The following is a 15,752-nucleotide window of genomic DNA, read 5'->3' as shown; positions in this document are numbered from 1 at the left end:
TTTTTTTACAATGGCTTTTTTGCCAATAACCTAAAGCCAGTGGCTTACCTCTTACCCAAACTTCGCCGTTTTCCAGTTTGACTTCTCGGTATTTTAAAGGGAACCCCACATTATCCAGCTCATTTTCTACGGCACAAATGGTAGATGCCATTTCTGTCATACCATAACCGGAAAAGGTAGTAATGCCTTGCTGTTGGGCTTGAGCCACAAGTTCTGATGGAATAGCTGTGCCACCTAATAAACATTTTTGACTTACCGGATAGTCTAATTGAGCTAGATAGCGTTGTAATTGTGTTGGCACAAGCGATGCGTGGCTGACTTGTTTAAGCAAAGTAAAAAAGGCATCTTTGCTTTCATTCACATAAAGAGTTGCTCCTTTGAGTAGCCAACGCCATACAATGCCTTGCCCTGAAACGTGGAACAATGGCAAGCTCAATAGCCAAGAATGTGTTTTTTCAAATTCCATCAATTCACCCACGCCTTCGGCACTATATAAATGAGCAGAAATTGAATGCACCACCGCTTTAGGCATACCTGTTGAACCAGACGTTAAGGTGAGAGTAGCAGGTTGTTCAAAATCAAGGTGAGGTAATGGGCTACAAGCGGTCATTTTTGCTGGAAAATTTGCAAATGTGTCATCGGTAATAAAAACATCAACGCTTGTTTCCTCTAAGATAGCTTGCTGTTGTGGTTGAGTTTGTGCTGGGTTAAGCATTAAAATTTTTGCTCCTAGAGCAAGCGTGGCACAATAAGTCAGTAATCCGCAAAAACGATTAACACCACAGTAAGCAACTAAGCATTCAGTGGTAACATTTTGAGTTTTTAAAATAGAACAAACTTGTTGAAGCAAATATTGAAATTCCGCCCAATTCAGTTGAGCCGGAAGGTGGGGAAAATAATCGTTTTTTCCCTTTTCCCGAATAACGGCAAGATCTTGGGCTGTGTTTTCAGCCCAAAATTGAGTAGGAAATAGAGAAGAGTGAAGCACCATTGCTTATATGAAAGGCTTTATACAAAAAGGGCTTGAATACGCTCAATCAGTTTGGCTGGCACTTGCATAGATTCCATTACGCCTTTTAAAATAAGCCCTTTACGAGCCGTATTATTATTGGTAATCACCCAAAAAGGCGAATCAGGAATTTGTTTGGCTTTCACACCACTGCCTGTTGCTAAAATTTCTTCTTCACTTTGAGAGAAATAGATGCGTTCATTACCACGCACATTTTCGGTTGCTTTGGCAAAAGCGGTAGGATTAGAGCGATATAATGCTGCTAATAACATAATAAAACGCACAACATTTTTATTTTCGTTCACAAAATGTTCTGATTTTAAAATATCTTCCAATTTAGCGACAGTTTTCTCTGCATTTGAATCATCTTTTTTGCTTGTTGCACGAGAAGGTGTTTTAACCAGTTCTTTTAACTCGTTGATCATATGCTCTTGAACTAACACAAAAGGCTGAGGCGATTGCGGTAATCTTAGTAAACGACGCAAGATATCTGATGCCGTTTCACCAATAGATTGTGTACGACTGGCAATATATTGATATAATTCATCATCAATTTCGATTCTTTTCATCGGGATCCTCATTCTTTTTAAACATAAAATAGCATTAATTATGTATGCTATTATACGCATTTCTTTGCGTTTTTATAGAGGATCTTGCTTGAAAATTTATGCTAAAAAAGACAGTTATATGACACAAAAATCAGGTTTAAATTTTCTTTATCAACCGTCTGCAAATAAACCAAATGCCCAAACGATGGTGTTTTTACACGGGTTATTTGGCGATATGAATAACTTAGGTGTTATTGCCAAATCGTTTGCAGAAGATTACGCTGTGCTGAGAGTGGATCTCAGAAATCACGGAGGATCTTTTCATTCCTCTGAAATGGATTATTCTTTGATTGCTCAAGATTTAAAAGCGTTATTAATTGAACAAAATATCCAAAATGCAATTATTGTAGGGCATTCAATGGGGGGCAAGAGTGCGATGGCATTAGCTAATCTTGCTCCGGAATTGGTTGATAAATTAATTGTGATTGATATTGCCCCTGTAACCTACACGCAAAACCGCCATAAACAGATTATTGAAGGCTTATTTGCGGTAAAAGCGGCAAAGCCTCAAACTCGGCAACAAGCAAAACTGATAATGGCAGAGCATATTCCAGATGAAGGTGTTCAGCAATTTATGCTGAAATCCTTTGATGCTCAAAGCGAACAATCCTTCCGATTTAATTTAACGGCACTACATCAGAATTACCAAAATTTAATGGATTGGAATGGCGTGTTTGTGGATAAACCAACGCTTTTTATTAAAGGAGCGTTGTCGGATTATATTCAGGCAGAGCATACGGAAACCATATTGAAACAATTTCCGCAAGCGAAATCCTTTATTGTGGCAAATGCCGATCACTGGGTTCACGCTGAAAAACCGGAAGCCGTTGTACGAGCAATTAATAAATTTTTAGGGAAATAAAAAATGCAAAGAGATACTTTATTTTCAGCACCTATTGAAAAATTGGGTGATTTTACCTTTGATGAATCGGTTGCGGAAGTTTTCCCCGATATGATCCAACGTTCTGTGCCGGGTTATTCCAATATTATTACTGCAATTGGTATGTTGGCGGAACGCTTTGTAACAGATAATTCAACAGTTTATGATTTAGGCTGCTCAAGAGGGGCAGGGATTTTATCTATTCGCCGAAATATAAAAGCACAAAATGTAAAAATTATCGGGGTGGATAACTCACAACCGATGGTTGAACGTTGCAAAACGCATTTAAATGCTTACCAGTCTGATATTCCTGTTGAGATTTTACTTGATGATATTCGCCAAGTTGAAATCAAGAATGCCTCAATGGTAGTGTTAAACTTCACGCTACAATTTCTGCCGAGAGAAGATCGTCTCACGTTATTACAAAAAATCTATCAAGGATTAAATCCGAAGGGGATTTTGGTGTTATCCGAAAAATTTACTTTTGAAAGTGAAGTGATGAATGAATTATTGATCGATCTTCACCATACTTTCAAACGAGCAAACGGCTACAGTGAATTAGAAGTAAGCCAAAAGCGTAATGCGTTGGAAAATGTGATGCGAACAGACAGTATTGACACTCATAAAAAGCGTTTAAAAGAAGCAGGCTTTGAACAAATAGAACTGTGGTTTCAATGTTTTAATTTCGGCTCAATGATTGCAATTAAATCTTAACAAGCGGTAACAAAAAGCATCACTTTTAAGGATTGTGAATAATTTTTAATTATTTCTTACAAATTTTTGATAAATAACAACCGCTTGTACTTCATTTTTTTCTTTATAACAAAAGTTAGGTAGAATCGGTTATAATGTACCCTTACTTAATTTGAGGAAAAGAGAATGGCAACAATAAAAGATGTCGCTAAGCAGGCTGGGGTCTCAACCACAACGGTTTCACACGTTATTAATAAAACCCGTTTTGTGGCAGAAGACACCACTAAAGCTGTTTGGGAGGCAATTAAAACATTAAATTATTCTCCTAGTGCGGTGGCTCGTAGCTTAAAAATTAATACCACTAAATCTATTGGTATGATCATCACAACCAGTGAATCGCCATTTTTTGCAGAAATTGTGTTGGCAGTAGAGGAATTTTGCTACAGCAAAGGCTATTCGCTATTTTTATGTAATACCCAGAATAAACCGGAAAAAATCGAAAACCACTTAGATATGCTAATTAAAAAACGAGTGGACGGAATTTTAGTAATGTGTTCTGAATATACCGATAATTCCTTCGATATTTTTGAAACGACTAATATACCAAAGGTTATTATGGATTGGGGAATGACTGATTCTCGAGCTGATATGATTTTAGATCACGGTTTTGATGGCGGTTATTTAGCTACCCAACATTTAATTGAAAGTGGGCATAAAGAGATTGCGGTGATTACAGGTAATCTGGATAAAGAAATTGCACGGACTCGCTTCGAGGGGGTAAAAAAAGCATTATCCGATGTGGGTTTACCTCTGCGAGATGAATGGATTCAAGAAGGCGACTTCGAGCCGGAAGGCGGCTATGAGTGTATGAATAATCTCCTTAAAAATAAGGAATTACCGACAGCGGTATTTTGCTTTAACGATGTGATGGCATTGGGGGCAATTTCAGCTATTACTGAAAAAGGGTTAAATGTACCGCAAGATATTTCTGTGATCGGGTATGATAATGTGCATAGCTCTCGCTTTTATGCACCACCGCTAACTACAGTACATCAATCAAAATCACGTTTAGGAGCAGCTGCTTTAGAGCTATTACTAGAGCGTATAGAGAATAATGAAAAAGCAAAAGAACCTAAAGTTTTAGAGTTCTTCCCTGAATTAGTAAAACGCAAATCAGTAAGAAATTTAACCATTAAGGAGTAATATGGAAACGTTAATTGAGTTTTTTAGTAGCTATGGATATTGGGCGGTATTTCTGGTTTTACTTGCGTGCGGTTTTGGTTTACCGATCCCGGAAGATATAACTTTAGTTTCAGGAGGGGTAATTTCAGGGTTAGGTTATACCAATGTGCATTGGATGCTTGTTGTCAGTATGTTAGGCGTACTTATTGGCGATAGTACGATGTATTGGTTAGGCAGAATCTATGGCGAAAAAATTCTACAATTTCCGTTTATTCGAAAGATTGCTACGCCCGAGCGGTTTGCTATGGTGCAAGAACGTTTTGAAACACAGGGTCTGAAATTACTGTTTATGGCTCGCTTTTTACCGGGTTTACGAGCAGTCGTTTATCTAGTATCAGGAATTACGAGAAAAGTCAGCTTTGGAAAGTTCTTACTCGTTGATTTCTTTGCTGCAATTATTTCTGTGCCAATTTGGGTCTATTTAGGTGATTATGGTGCATCTAACTTAGATTGGTTAAAAGAGCAAGTTAGCAATGGGCAACACGCTATTTTTGCCATTCTTGGTATTGTTATTTTGTTCTTCGGCTGGAAATGGTATAGAAAGAAAAAGGCAAAATCAGCAAAATAAACACAGACTAAAACGACAAAAGGCTATCAAATTTAATAGCCTTTTGTTTTGGAATTAATGGTGCACTAGCTGGACTCGAATTTATACTTTATCTATTTGAATAATAAGAGTTTTTTGAGTTGTAAAAAATTCGTGGTTACTTTGGTGGTTACATTAATATTTTGTCAAATATGTTCTATTCTCATAGTATAGAAGTTTTAATTTTTTAAAACAAGTCATCACCTCATCACTAAATTGAAATAAACCCTTATATATCAATATATTAATATAGTGATGACTTCTTTTTAAGTCATCACTAAGTCATCACAGTCATCACTTCTATAAAATTATTCGTTTATTTCCGTCCATTTTGTCTTTTGTTGAATAAAAAATAATCATTTAAAAATTATCCTCTTAACGTGTTCAAACGTAGCTAAACGATTAAATTTTACCCTATTTACTCCGTTGAAATTATGCCTATATTGTTCTATGGCTAATTATAGCCTTCTTAATTAAGAGGACTTTTTTATGATTTCTAACGAAGCAATCCGCCAAGAAGTTATTGAATTATTACAAGGTAACATTCAAGGCATTCAACATTTCCATAACGGCAGAGCCGTATTTACCGATGTAGAAAATGAATTACCGGCTATCGCCGTATTCATTGATGAAGCGGAATATAGCCAACTCACGCTTTGCGATGGCGAATGCAACGCCTATTTGAAAATCGGTATTTACCTACCAATGTTTTCAACGGAAAACGACCTTGATTTAGTGGCTCAAAAAATCAGTGATGTAATGAATGAAGCTACATTCCGCAGTATGGACGAATGTGTGCTTGCTAAATACAGCTATGACTATGATGCTAACGAATCAGCGTGGAAAACAGCCACAATTCATTACAACATCAATTATTTGAATTAAGGACAAAACAATGTTTAAAAAACTCTTAGAACTCCGCCAACAAAAAGCGGCTATTGAAGCAGAAATGCGTTCAATTTTAACCAAAGCAGATGAAGAAAAACGTTCTACTACTGAAGCGGAAGGGGCTAAGTTTGATGAACTCCGCTCACAAGCTGAAAACCTAGTGAAAGAAATTTCACGCTATGAAGCGATTACTGATGAACAGCGTAACCAGCCGGGGCAACAAGTCGAAACCGCAAACGTGAAAGTATCTGATGACGAGCTTCGCCACTGGATTAAAACAGGCGAATTGCGTTCACTTGCTACAAATACAAACGGCGGTGCGGACGGTGGCTATTCGGTGATTCCGGAACTTGACAAGCAAGTGATGAAACGCCTAACCGATGATTCTGTAATGCGACAAATTGCTAACGTGGTAAAACTCACCCAAGGCAAAGAATACAAAAAATTAGTATCTGCTGGCGGTGCGGTGGTAAATCATATCGGTGAAGGTGAAGCACGCACCGAAACCGCAACCCCGAAAATGAATGAAGTAACGATTGCCGTTCATAATATTTACGCTTACCCGAAAACGACTCAAGAGATTTTAGATTTTGGCGGTGTAGATATTCTAGGTTGGCTGACTGAAGAAATTTCAGAATCCTTTGTGGAAACTGAAGAAACCGATTTAACCAACGGTACAGGTACAAAACAGGCTAAAGGCTTCTTAGCTTATCCACGAGCGACAGACAATGACAAAGCTCGACCATTCGGCACACTTCAAAAAATGGAAGTACAACCGGCTAAACTTGATGCCGATGTATTAATCGACTTGTTATTCTCGCTACATAGCAAATATCGTAAAAATGCGGTATGGGTAATGAACTCTCAAACAGCTGCAACGTTACAGAAAATCAAAAATAAAAATGGCGATTATATTTGGCGAGATGGTTTACAAGCTGGCAGTCCTTCAACATTGTTAGGCTTACCGGTTTACTATTTGGAAACTCTCCCAAATGCTGAAGGTACAAATGCGTTCTTGGCGGTAGGTGATTTCAAACGTGGTTATACCATTGTCGATCATACAACCGGCACACGCACCAAACCGGATTCAATCACCGAGCCGGGCTTTTATAAGGTTCATACTGATAAATATCTTGGCGGTGGTGTGGTTGATTCTAACGCTATCAAAGTGCTTGAAGCGAAAGCCTAAGCAATCAAAACATAAGGGGCAAATTCGCCCCTTTTGTTCTTTTAGAGGTGGAAATAATGACAGATTTAGAAATTCGATCAGCCACACTCTCCGCAGACAAAGATAGTCAAAAATTAGTGGGGTATGTGGTGCAATGGAACAAAGACAGCGAAATTTTATGGGGAGAATATATAGAACGCTTCGCCCCTAATGCTTTTACTGAATCGTTAAAAAGTGGGAAAGATGTAAGGGCATTGTTTGAACACGATCACACGAAACTACTAGGCAGAACCTCCAGCGGTACACTTACACTTGAAGAAGATAATACCGGTTTACGTTTTGAATTATTGCCGCCTGATACTCAAACAGGGCGTGATTTATTGGTAAGCGTGGAGCGTGGCGATATTAGCGGAATGTCTTTTGGCTTCCGTACAGTCAAAAACGAATGGGATTTCAGCGTAGAGCCAAATACTAGAACCGTGTTACAAGCAGAACTGGTAGAAATTACTGTTACAAGTATTCCGGCTTATCCAGATTCCAGCTTAGAAATTTTGAAGCGTTCGCAAGCGGTAGCAAAAGGAAAAGATTTTACAAATTGGCAAGATGATAACCGCCATAAATGGCTGCATATTTTGGGGGCTTAAATGTTCGGACTTTTTAAAAAGAAACCTGAAACCCGAAGCCTGACTATTGATGACTTGATCGCCAATATGGGGGCGGCTAACACTGGGGCGGGTGAATATGTTAGCCCTCACAATGCGGAATCATTGCCTGCCGTTCTTAATGCGGTGAATGTGATTTCGCAAGCGGTGGCGGCTATGCCTTGCTATCTGTTTGAGGTCAATGCGGAGGGGCGTAAACGCATTGAGAATCATAGCGTTGAATACTTGCTTAATGAAATGCCGAATCGCAATCAAACACCATATCAATTCAAAGAAGTGATGATGAGGCACGTTCTTTTGAATGGCAATGCGTATGCGGTTATCGGTTGGAATAGTAAAGGGCAACCCGAAACTTTAACCCCTTACCCACCTTATTCGGTAAATGTTCAAAGAGCCATTACAGGCGATTATTTTTATCAAATTACCGACTTGAACGGCAAAGTAAGAAACTACTTTCAAGATGAAATCCTACACTTACGCTACGCTTCTAATGATGGCTTTATGGGGCGTTCCCCTATTACTGTTTGCCGTGAAGCGGTGGGGCTTGGATTAGCTCAACAGAAACACGGTTCAAGCGTAATGAAAAACGGTTTAATGGCTGGCGGCATTGTTACAACGGCGGAATGGTTCGACAAAAGCAAAGGACAAAAGGCGATGGAAGCCTTAAAACGCTATCAAGGTGCGAAGAATGCCGGTAAAACCCCAATTCTTGAAGGTGGAATGGAATATAAACAGCTTGGAATGAGTAACCAAGATGCGGAATGGTTAGCAAGCCGTAAATTCACGATTGAAGATATAGCACGGATTTTTAATATCAGCCCTATTTTCCTTCAAGACTACAGCCATTCAACCTATGCGAACTTTAGCGAAGCTAGCCGGGCGTTCTTAGGGCAAACCTTACGCCCTCACTTAGTCAATTTTGAACAGCAGCTAAAAGATGCCTTGATGATTGATTTAACGAGTAACAGTAAAAAGCGTTACGTTGTGGAATTTGACACTAGTGATTTATTACGCACAAATCAGCAAGAACGCTTTAGTAGCTATGATGTGGCGATTAAGTGCGGAATCCTTAGCCCAAATGAAGCCCGGAAGCGTGAAGGCTTACCGCCTTATGTTGGCGGTGATGAATTTAGTCAAGCGTGGAAGCAAACCGTAGAAGTTAAGAAAGACAATGCCAAAGGGAGCAATGATGGCAAGAATGGTTAGAGCCGGAAAATTCGATAAGGTTATCACGATTCAAAAGCCTGTGATTGGCTCAAATAATTACGGTTCAGTTAAGCGTGAATGGCAAGATGTGAAAACGATAAGAGCTAGTATCGAACCTTTACAAGGGCGAGAATATTTTAGCGGACCATTTCAACTAGGCGAAAACATTACACGCATTCGCATACGTTACCAATCTGATTTACAGATTGATCGCAAAATGCGGATTAAATACGGCAATAAATTATTTGATGTGTATTCCATTATTGATAGCAAAGAACGACACGAGGAAATTCAAATAATGTGTAAAGAAGGAGAAGCACACAATGGCTAAACCTGAAATAGATTTAAACGTAATCAAGCAGCATTTACGTATAGACCACAATTTAGATGATGAACTATTAGAAATCTATGCTACTGCTGCACTTGAAGCGGCTGAAAATCATATTGGTAAAACGTTTGGAGAAACTACAACAGCCGATACAGTAAATTTTACTGGCGGCATTAAGGTTGGATGCTTAATGTTTATCGGTCATTTATATGCTAACCGTGAAACCGTGAGTGATGTTCAATTATATGAAGTACCTATGGCGGTGAAGTCTTTATGGAATCCATATAGAGAACCGGCAATCTATTAAGGGGAAGTTATGCCATTACAACCATTAAGGCGTTGCACCTTTCCTGGTTGCCGTAATCGTGTGAAGTCCGGACGATGTGAAGAGCATAAACCCAAAGACACCCGAGAGAGTGCAGCTAAACGAGGTTACGATCACAGATGGGCGAAGTATCGCAAAGGCTACTTAGTACAAAATCCCTTATGTGTAATGTGTTTAGCAAAAGGCGATTACACACCGGCAACCGTGATAGACCATATCAAGCCCGTAGAGAATGGGCAAGCCGACCCGCTATTCTGGGTGCAGTCTAATCATCAAGCCCTTTGCCGTGATTGCCACAGCTACAAGACACGAGAGATAGACAAACGTGGATATGGTGCGAAGAAGTAGCAAGTATTCGTATCATACGAATACTTTAACCAGACCAAATTTGGACTGGTTGAAATAATGAACAAAATCCAAGTTTGGATTTTGCGGAAATTTTAAACAATTTCAACAGGTAGGGGGAGTTTTGGAAAGAAAAGCCCAACCGCTAAGAACCGCCCCCCTAATCAAATTTTTACGCACGGCAATTTTTTAGAAAATATACGCGTGGTCTTATGACCACAACTCAACCCGCTCAATTTTGAGCCGGTTCACTCCCCCGAAATTATGGGCGAGTACGCTCCTGAAGTTTTAGGAACGTTCCCGAAAAATGGGGAGCGTTCAATCTCCAGAATTTTCGGGAAATTACCACTACAACAATTTAAGGACTAAACGAATGACAAAAAAGAAGTTACCCAAAGCCCCCGATTATTTAGACGAAATCGCTAAGAGCCAATGGAAAAGCAAAATCAATATGTTGGCGGAACGTGGCGATATTACAGGCGAGGACTACACCAATTTAGAGCTTTATTGCGTGAATTATTCCCTTTACCGGCAAGCGGTTCAAAATATCGCAGAACGTGGCTTTAGCATTACCAACAGTCAAGGCACAGAAGCACGCAATCCGGCACTGACCGCTAAAAGTGAAGCTGAAAAAATCATCATTAAAATGTCGTCCTTACTAGGCTTTGATCCGGTAAGCAGACGTAAAACCCCGATTGATACCGAAGAAACAGACGTACTAGATGAACTATGACACCGTGGCACACTTACGCAGAACAAGTAAAAAATGGCGAAATTATCGCTTGTAAACGCATAAAACAAGCGGTAGAGCGTTATTTTTCAGACCTAAACAACCCCGAATACTATTTTGATGAAGAGATTGTAACGAAATTCATCAAGTTTTCAGCCCTATGCCCTCACGTTAAGGGTCATTTATACGGCAAACCGATAGAGCTTTCAGACTGGCAAATATTCTTATTTGCTAACATTTTAGGCTTTAAATACCGTGAAAGTGGCTTGCGAAAATATAGATCCGCTTACGTTCAAGTGGCACGAAAAAACGCAAAAAGCACAGTGGCGGCAATATTGGCGAACTGGTGGCTTGTGATGGAAAAAGGGCAGCAAGATATTTACACCGCAGCAGTAAGCCGAGATCAAGCCCGAATAGTCTTTGACGATGCCAAGAAAATGGCAACCTTAAGCAAGCCACTAAGTAAACGGCTGACTATCTAACAGCACAAAATGCTATACACGCAAAAAAACAGCTTAATGCGACCGCTTGCGGCTAAATCCTCTACTATTGAAGGCACAAACCCAAGTCTAGCGATTGTGGACGAATACCACTTACACCCCGACAACAGCGTATATAGTGCGTTAGAGTTAGGGCAAGGGGCAAGACCGGAAGGGCTACTATTTGCCATTACCACTGCCGGCAGTAACACGATTTCAGCTTGTAAACAGCATTATGATTATTGTTGCCAAATTTTAGACGGTTCAGAGCAGAACGACAGCATTTTTATAATGATTTTTGAGCTGGACGATGAAACCGATATTGACGACCCGAAAAACTGGATCAAGGCAAATCCCAACATAGGAAAATCCATCCCTTACAAAGATTTTGAAAATACCATAGCCAAAGCAAGGGGGATTCCGTCCGAGTGGGTAGAAATGCTTACCAAACGCTTCAATGTATGGTGCAACGGCTCTACGCCGTGGCTAGGTGATGGCAACTGGAAAGCGTGCGAGCGGCAATACAACGAAGAAGAATTACAGGGTAAAGCGTGCTATATGGGGCTTGATTTATCCAGTACGAACGATATTACAAGCCTTTGCTATGTATTTCCAACCGAACAAAACAAAGCCCGGCTAATTACCCGGCACTACATACCCGAATATCAGCTTGCGAATGTGGCAAATAAGAACCGTGCGATGTATCGCAACTGGGAGCGTATGGGCTGGCTACGCATTACGAAAGGCGACTGTATCGACTATGACCGAATTCGAGATGATATTTTCAAAGATGCAGAAAAATTTGAAATCAAAATGATCGGCTTTGATGTGTGGAACGCCACACACCTACGCACACAGTTACAAGGCTATGGGTTAGAGGTTGAACCCTTTCCGCAAACCTATCAACGCTATAGTCCGGTGGCGAAGTCTGCCGAAGTGCTAATCAATCGCCAAATGATAGAACACAACGGCGACCCTATTTTAGCGTGGGCGTTATCAAATGTCGTAATGGAGAGCGATGCCAACGCCAATATTAAGCCAAACAAGAAGAAATCAGCGAACAAAATAGACCCGGCAATCGCCTTTTTAATGGCATTAGGCACTTATCAACTTGAATATGGCGATCTTGCGTTTGAAATGACAGAGGCACAACGCCAAGCACTAGAAAACTTCACAGGAGTAGAAATGTAATGAAATGCGAATTTGCGAAAACTAACCCGCTAATCATCAAGCAAGCGATGGAATTTTACCTAAAAAATAAAAATGGCTTATTTACTTTTGTTAGCCTATGGAATGATGAAGAACCATTCCCAAAAGATGAACTATTAATTTGTTTAGATGTGTGGATTAAGCAGCTAAAAGAGCTACATTCAACCACACCGACTATAGAAACCGAATTAACCCTTAAAAACCTATTAGATAAACGGAGAAAACTAAAATGAGTGCGAAAATTACAGGACTTAAAGAACTACAGCAAGCCTTGAAGAAAATGCAGCGAGAAATAGACAACAAAACCAAAAAAGCGATCAGGAAATCCCTCAACGCAGGAGCAAAAGAGATTAAAGACAACTTAAAATCAAATGTTCCCGTAATGAAGAGTAGCACTAATTTTAGACAAAAAGGCGTGTTAAAGAAAAATATCAGACACAAAATTAGACTATCTAAAAATGGTGAACTAGCAGGTAAAGCGACTGTTTTCTTTTCAGATAAGAATAAAGCTATTGCTTATAAAGATAGGGAGCGTAATAGATTTACTCAAAGTGGGAAATTATTAACAGGTCCGGTAAAAATTTACCTAAACGATCCTTATTTCTGGCATATGGTAGATAGAGGAACTGTAAATGGCGTAAAAGCCCAGCATTTTATAAAAAAAGCCGAGGTAGCCAAAGACAGAGCCCAGAGAACGGCTTATAGAACGCTTGAAAAAGAAATGAAAGATCTCATTAAATAGCCTTGAAAAATTAATCAAAGGAGTGAATAATACTGTTTAAATAACCAAATGCAATGCACCTAGGCTGATCCCCGAAAGCAAGAAACCTTATCTTGTTGGTGCATTACCTATCTATAAGGACTAAATGCTAAAGGGGCGTTTATGAATAAATTCGTTATTGTGGATATTGAAACCGCAAACCCAGATATTACCAGTATTTGCCAAATCGCTATAGTAACCTATGAAAATGGCGAGATTACAGACCAATGGCACACCTTAATCAATCCTAAAACCTACTTCCACGAAATAAATGTGATGATACACGGCATCACCGAAAGAAAAGTAAAAAATGCACCGACTCTTTCAGATGTTGCAGATGTTATCAAAGAAAAATTTGCTGATAACTTAATTTGTTCTTATGGTGCGTTTGATAGAAGCTCATTAACTCGAATTTTCCCTGAATTACCTAACCAATGGCTTGATATTGTTAGAGTGGTACGCCGTTCTTGGGATAAACAATTTGCTAAATATGGTTATGGTTTATCAAGTATGGCGGAAGCATTAAAGATTAATCAAGAAAACCATCACGATGCTTTAGATGACGTGTTAGTAGCCGGGCAAATCTTATTGAAAGCGTTATCAGACAGCCAACAAGATTTAGAATTTTGGTTGGATAGGGTAAGAAAACCTATTGATCTTGAAGCATACAATAAGGCTCACAGCAAATTAGAAGGAAATCCGGAAGGCTCATTATATGGTGAAACAGTCGTATTTACTGGTGAATTATCAATACCAAGAGCAAAGGCGGCAGAAATGGCGGCTCAAGCAGGTTGTAATGTTGCAACAGGAGTAAGCAAGAAAGTAACGTTACTTGTTATCGGTGAACAAGATATAACAAAATTAGCAGGCAAAGAATTAAGCAGTAAAGAAATAAAAGCAAGGGAGCTAATAGAAAAAGGATACCCTATCCAATTACTTTCAGAAAATGACTTTTATCATTTAATCCAATAATTATAGGATATTATCATTTATGACTAATCAAAAATTCTTACCTAAAAAAGCATATTCAATCATTGATGCAGTAAAGTATATTTCTTTAAATCACAATATAAGCATAACAGAGGCAGATTTATTTGAATATATTCAAAATGGTGATTTAGTGGCTTCTGTTCATATTGACGGAAGCATAAATAAGATAGACTGTATCAATAGAAAAGAGCTTGCTGAAAATGAAAAATTAAGAGTTCGTAGTGAAGAAATATTCTTACAATTTAGTAAATCAGAATGTAATGCCACAATTCAAAGAAATGAAGATTTTGAAATCATAAGAATAGACTTAAAAAATATTTATTTTGATATAACTGTAATTCTAAATGATGAATTTTATCTAGATAGCTACTTTTCTGATAATGATAAAATTAGGCTATATTCTGGTGAAATAGGAAGATTTCAAAAGATATTATTTAATGGTTATTTTCCTTTGTCTAGAGAAATATTTGATAAGTACAATGTGAGAGAACTTATTTTACAAGGCTACGTAGATGAGATAGAGGATATAAAAGCAAACACAGGTGAATCGTTCTACTTTCATTTACCTTTTTATGAAAATAGAACAAAAATATATTTAGATGATATTTATATTCTTCATCAAGATATTATTGAGTTTTTAGAGTTGTTTTCTGTTATTGAGCCAAATAATAAACAAGATGAGGTACAGAAACTAAGAAATCAAATTAAAGAGAAAAATGAGGAAATTTCAAAATTTTATCAAGATACAGGAACAAAAGAGCGTATAAGTATTCAGCAAAAACAATTATTCGCCCTATTAGTTAAGAAATGTTACCCAAATCTTGATAGTAGAAATAAAATATTTGAAGTGATTAATGCAGACTTAAAAGAGGCGGATATAAGGAATACATCAATTAAAGCTGATACATTTTATAAATTGATTGATGAATCAGCTGATTTTACAAAAGCAATTTTTCCGCCCAAAAAATCCTAATCTTCCATTTAGCCCCTAAACTTTCCAATTAAGGGGCTTTTTCTTTCCATTTAAGCCATACTTTTCTTATTAAGAAGCTAACCTTTTGAAAACAAAAGCAATATTGTTAAAAATCCCTCCCGTCTAGACAACTCAACGAAACGCAACAGAGCGTTACATAGTTACACAAACGAGAGGAATTTTTTATGACCCAATCACAAACCCAATCAAAAAAACTAATTAGCGGAAAAGAAGTAACCGCTATTGTCGGCTTTGGCAGAACAAAGCTCAATCTGCTGGTAAAAGCGAACAAATTCCCACAACCGATCCGCTTTTCTGACAACTTTATCCGCTGGGATTTAGAAGAAGTGAATAGCTGGATTGAAGAACAAAAAGCGGCACGAGTTTAAGGAGGCAGAAAATGAACGAAACAAGAAAACCGAATCAATTTTTAAAAGTATTACACCGTTTAATCACTTCAAGCGTAAGTGGTATTGATGGTTACGCTATGAATATGACCTCTGCCCGAAACTACATCAGCGAACTTGAGCGTAATCACTTAACCGAAAAAGTGAAACGCACACGAGAAAGCACAAAAGACGGAGTGGGGCAGTATTACCGCTATGAAGTTGCCAATCTTAAGCAATTAAAGCAAGTGATTGCGGTTTATAAGGCGAAAGGTGGCGAACTTA

Annotated in this window: 20 protein-coding genes and 1 pseudogene; 19 read left to right on the top strand and 2 right to left on the bottom strand. The window is 38.6% G+C overall.

Going from position 1 to position 15,752, the window contains the following annotated elements; all coding sequences use genetic code 11:
• Both ACJHV0_RS02215 and seqA read right to left on the bottom strand, forming a co-directional pair.
• Nucleotides 1-988 (bottom strand): AMP-binding protein (locus ACJHV0_RS02215; protein ID WP_483133269.1); only part of this gene is annotated, 988 nt, incomplete at its 3' end.
• Between the two features lie 20 nt (nucleotides 989-1,008).
• A complete protein-coding gene (seqA, locus tag ACJHV0_RS02210) occupies nucleotides 1,009-1,578 on the bottom strand; it encodes a replication initiation negative regulator SeqA (RefSeq protein WP_334248054.1) in 570 nt (189 codons plus the stop codon).
• Nucleotides 1,579-1,696: 118 nt separating this feature from the next.
• On the opposite strand from seqA, the gene ACJHV0_RS02205 reads away from it, so the two are divergent.
• The 19 genes and pseudogenes from ACJHV0_RS02205 to ACJHV0_RS02115 form a co-directional block, all read left to right on the top strand.
• On the top strand, nucleotides 1,697-2,479 hold the full coding sequence (locus ACJHV0_RS02205) for an alpha/beta fold hydrolase (RefSeq protein WP_334235360.1): 783 nt from the start codon (nucleotides 1,697-1,699) through the stop codon (nucleotides 2,477-2,479).
• Nucleotides 2,480-2,482: 3 nt separating this feature from the next.
• Nucleotides 2,483-3,211: a carboxy-S-adenosyl-L-methionine synthase CmoA gene (gene cmoA, locus ACJHV0_RS02200; protein ID WP_334235359.1), complete on the top strand. Its 729-nt coding sequence runs from the start codon at nucleotides 2,483-2,485 to the stop codon at nucleotides 3,209-3,211.
• A 165-nt stretch (nucleotides 3,212-3,376) separates the two neighbouring features.
• Complete coding sequence (gene purR, locus ACJHV0_RS02195) at nucleotides 3,377-4,393, top strand: HTH-type transcriptional repressor PurR (RefSeq protein ID WP_483133268.1); 1,017 nt, start codon at nucleotides 3,377-3,379, stop codon at nucleotides 4,391-4,393.
• Nucleotide 4,394: 1 nt separating this feature from the next.
• Nucleotides 4,395-5,000 carry a DedA family protein gene (locus ACJHV0_RS02190; RefSeq protein WP_334235357.1) on the top strand — a complete coding sequence of 202 codons (606 nt, stop codon included), beginning with the start codon at nucleotides 4,395-4,397 and terminating at the stop codon, nucleotides 4,998-5,000.
• 507 nt (nucleotides 5,001-5,507) lie between these two features.
• Nucleotides 5,508-5,903: a phage tail terminator protein gene (gene gpU / locus ACJHV0_RS02185; protein ID WP_138316999.1), complete on the top strand. Its 396-nt coding sequence runs from the start codon at nucleotides 5,508-5,510 to the stop codon at nucleotides 5,901-5,903.
• Nucleotides 5,904-5,913: 10 nt separating this feature from the next.
• Nucleotides 5,914-7,095, top strand: a complete 1,182-nt coding sequence (locus ACJHV0_RS02180) for a phage major capsid protein (protein ID WP_463625815.1) — start codon at nucleotides 5,914-5,916, stop codon at nucleotides 7,093-7,095.
• Nucleotides 7,096-7,151: 56 nt separating this feature from the next.
• Entirely contained in the window at nucleotides 7,152-7,718 is a 567-nt protein-coding gene (locus ACJHV0_RS02175) for an HK97 family phage prohead protease (RefSeq protein ID WP_428981755.1), read from the top strand.
• Complete coding sequence (locus ACJHV0_RS02170) at nucleotides 7,719-8,942, top strand: phage portal protein (RefSeq protein WP_463625813.1); 1,224 nt, start codon at nucleotides 7,719-7,721, stop codon at nucleotides 8,940-8,942. It abuts the gene before it with no gap.
• A complete protein-coding gene (locus ACJHV0_RS02165; RefSeq protein WP_334257133.1) occupies nucleotides 8,926-9,273 on the top strand; it encodes a phage head closure protein in 348 nt (115 codons plus the stop codon). The genes ACJHV0_RS02170 and ACJHV0_RS02165 overlap by 17 nt, the downstream gene beginning before the upstream one ends.
• Nucleotides 9,266-9,577, top strand: coding sequence for a head-tail connector protein (locus ACJHV0_RS02160; protein WP_463625812.1), 312 nt, complete (start codon nucleotides 9,266-9,268; stop codon nucleotides 9,575-9,577). The genes ACJHV0_RS02165 and ACJHV0_RS02160 overlap by 8 nt, the downstream gene beginning before the upstream one ends.
• Nucleotides 9,578-9,586: 9 nt before the next feature.
• Nucleotides 9,587-9,943: an HNH endonuclease gene (locus ACJHV0_RS02155; protein WP_161667894.1), complete on the top strand. Its 357-nt coding sequence runs from the start codon at nucleotides 9,587-9,589 to the stop codon at nucleotides 9,941-9,943.
• Between the two features lie 370 nt (nucleotides 9,944-10,313).
• The gene (locus tag ACJHV0_RS02150; RefSeq protein WP_138316994.1) at nucleotides 10,314-10,673 is read left to right on the top strand and encodes a phage terminase small subunit P27 family; all 360 of its coding nucleotides are present in this window, start codon (nucleotides 10,314-10,316) and stop codon (nucleotides 10,671-10,673) included.
• Nucleotides 10,670-12,340 (top strand): annotated as a pseudogene (locus ACJHV0_RS02145) (terminase large subunit). Before ACJHV0_RS02150 ends, ACJHV0_RS02145 begins: the two are co-directional and overlap by 4 nt.
• Nucleotides 12,340-12,591 (top strand): hypothetical protein, encoded by a 252-nt coding sequence (locus ACJHV0_RS02140; RefSeq protein WP_483133267.1) that lies wholly within the window; start codon nucleotides 12,340-12,342, stop codon nucleotides 12,589-12,591. Before ACJHV0_RS02145 ends, ACJHV0_RS02140 begins: the two are co-directional and overlap by 1 nt.
• Nucleotides 12,588-13,100: an HK97-gp10 family putative phage morphogenesis protein gene (locus ACJHV0_RS02135; protein ID WP_483133266.1), complete on the top strand. Its 513-nt coding sequence runs from the start codon at nucleotides 12,588-12,590 to the stop codon at nucleotides 13,098-13,100. The genes ACJHV0_RS02140 and ACJHV0_RS02135 overlap by 4 nt, the downstream gene beginning before the upstream one ends.
• Nucleotides 13,101-13,241: 141 nt before the next feature.
• Nucleotides 13,242-14,090, top strand: coding sequence for an exonuclease domain-containing protein (locus ACJHV0_RS02130; protein ID WP_483133265.1), 849 nt, complete (start codon nucleotides 13,242-13,244; stop codon nucleotides 14,088-14,090).
• A gap of 19 nt (nucleotides 14,091-14,109) precedes the next feature.
• A complete protein-coding gene (locus ACJHV0_RS02125; RefSeq protein WP_483133264.1) occupies nucleotides 14,110-15,081 on the top strand; it encodes a SlyX protein in 972 nt (323 codons plus the stop codon).
• A gap of 185 nt (nucleotides 15,082-15,266) precedes the next feature.
• Complete coding sequence (locus ACJHV0_RS02120) at nucleotides 15,267-15,470, top strand: helix-turn-helix transcriptional regulator (RefSeq protein ID WP_483133263.1); 204 nt, start codon at nucleotides 15,267-15,269, stop codon at nucleotides 15,468-15,470.
• Between the two features lie 11 nt (nucleotides 15,471-15,481).
• A partial coding sequence (locus ACJHV0_RS02115) for a hypothetical protein (RefSeq protein ID WP_483133262.1) occupies nucleotides 15,482-15,752 on the top strand: 271 nt, incomplete at its 3' end.

Source organism: Mannheimia sp. (assembly GCF_056854775.1).
The sequence above is the reverse complement of the archived record's forward strand: the minus strand, read 5'-3'. Positions and strand labels throughout refer to the sequence as shown.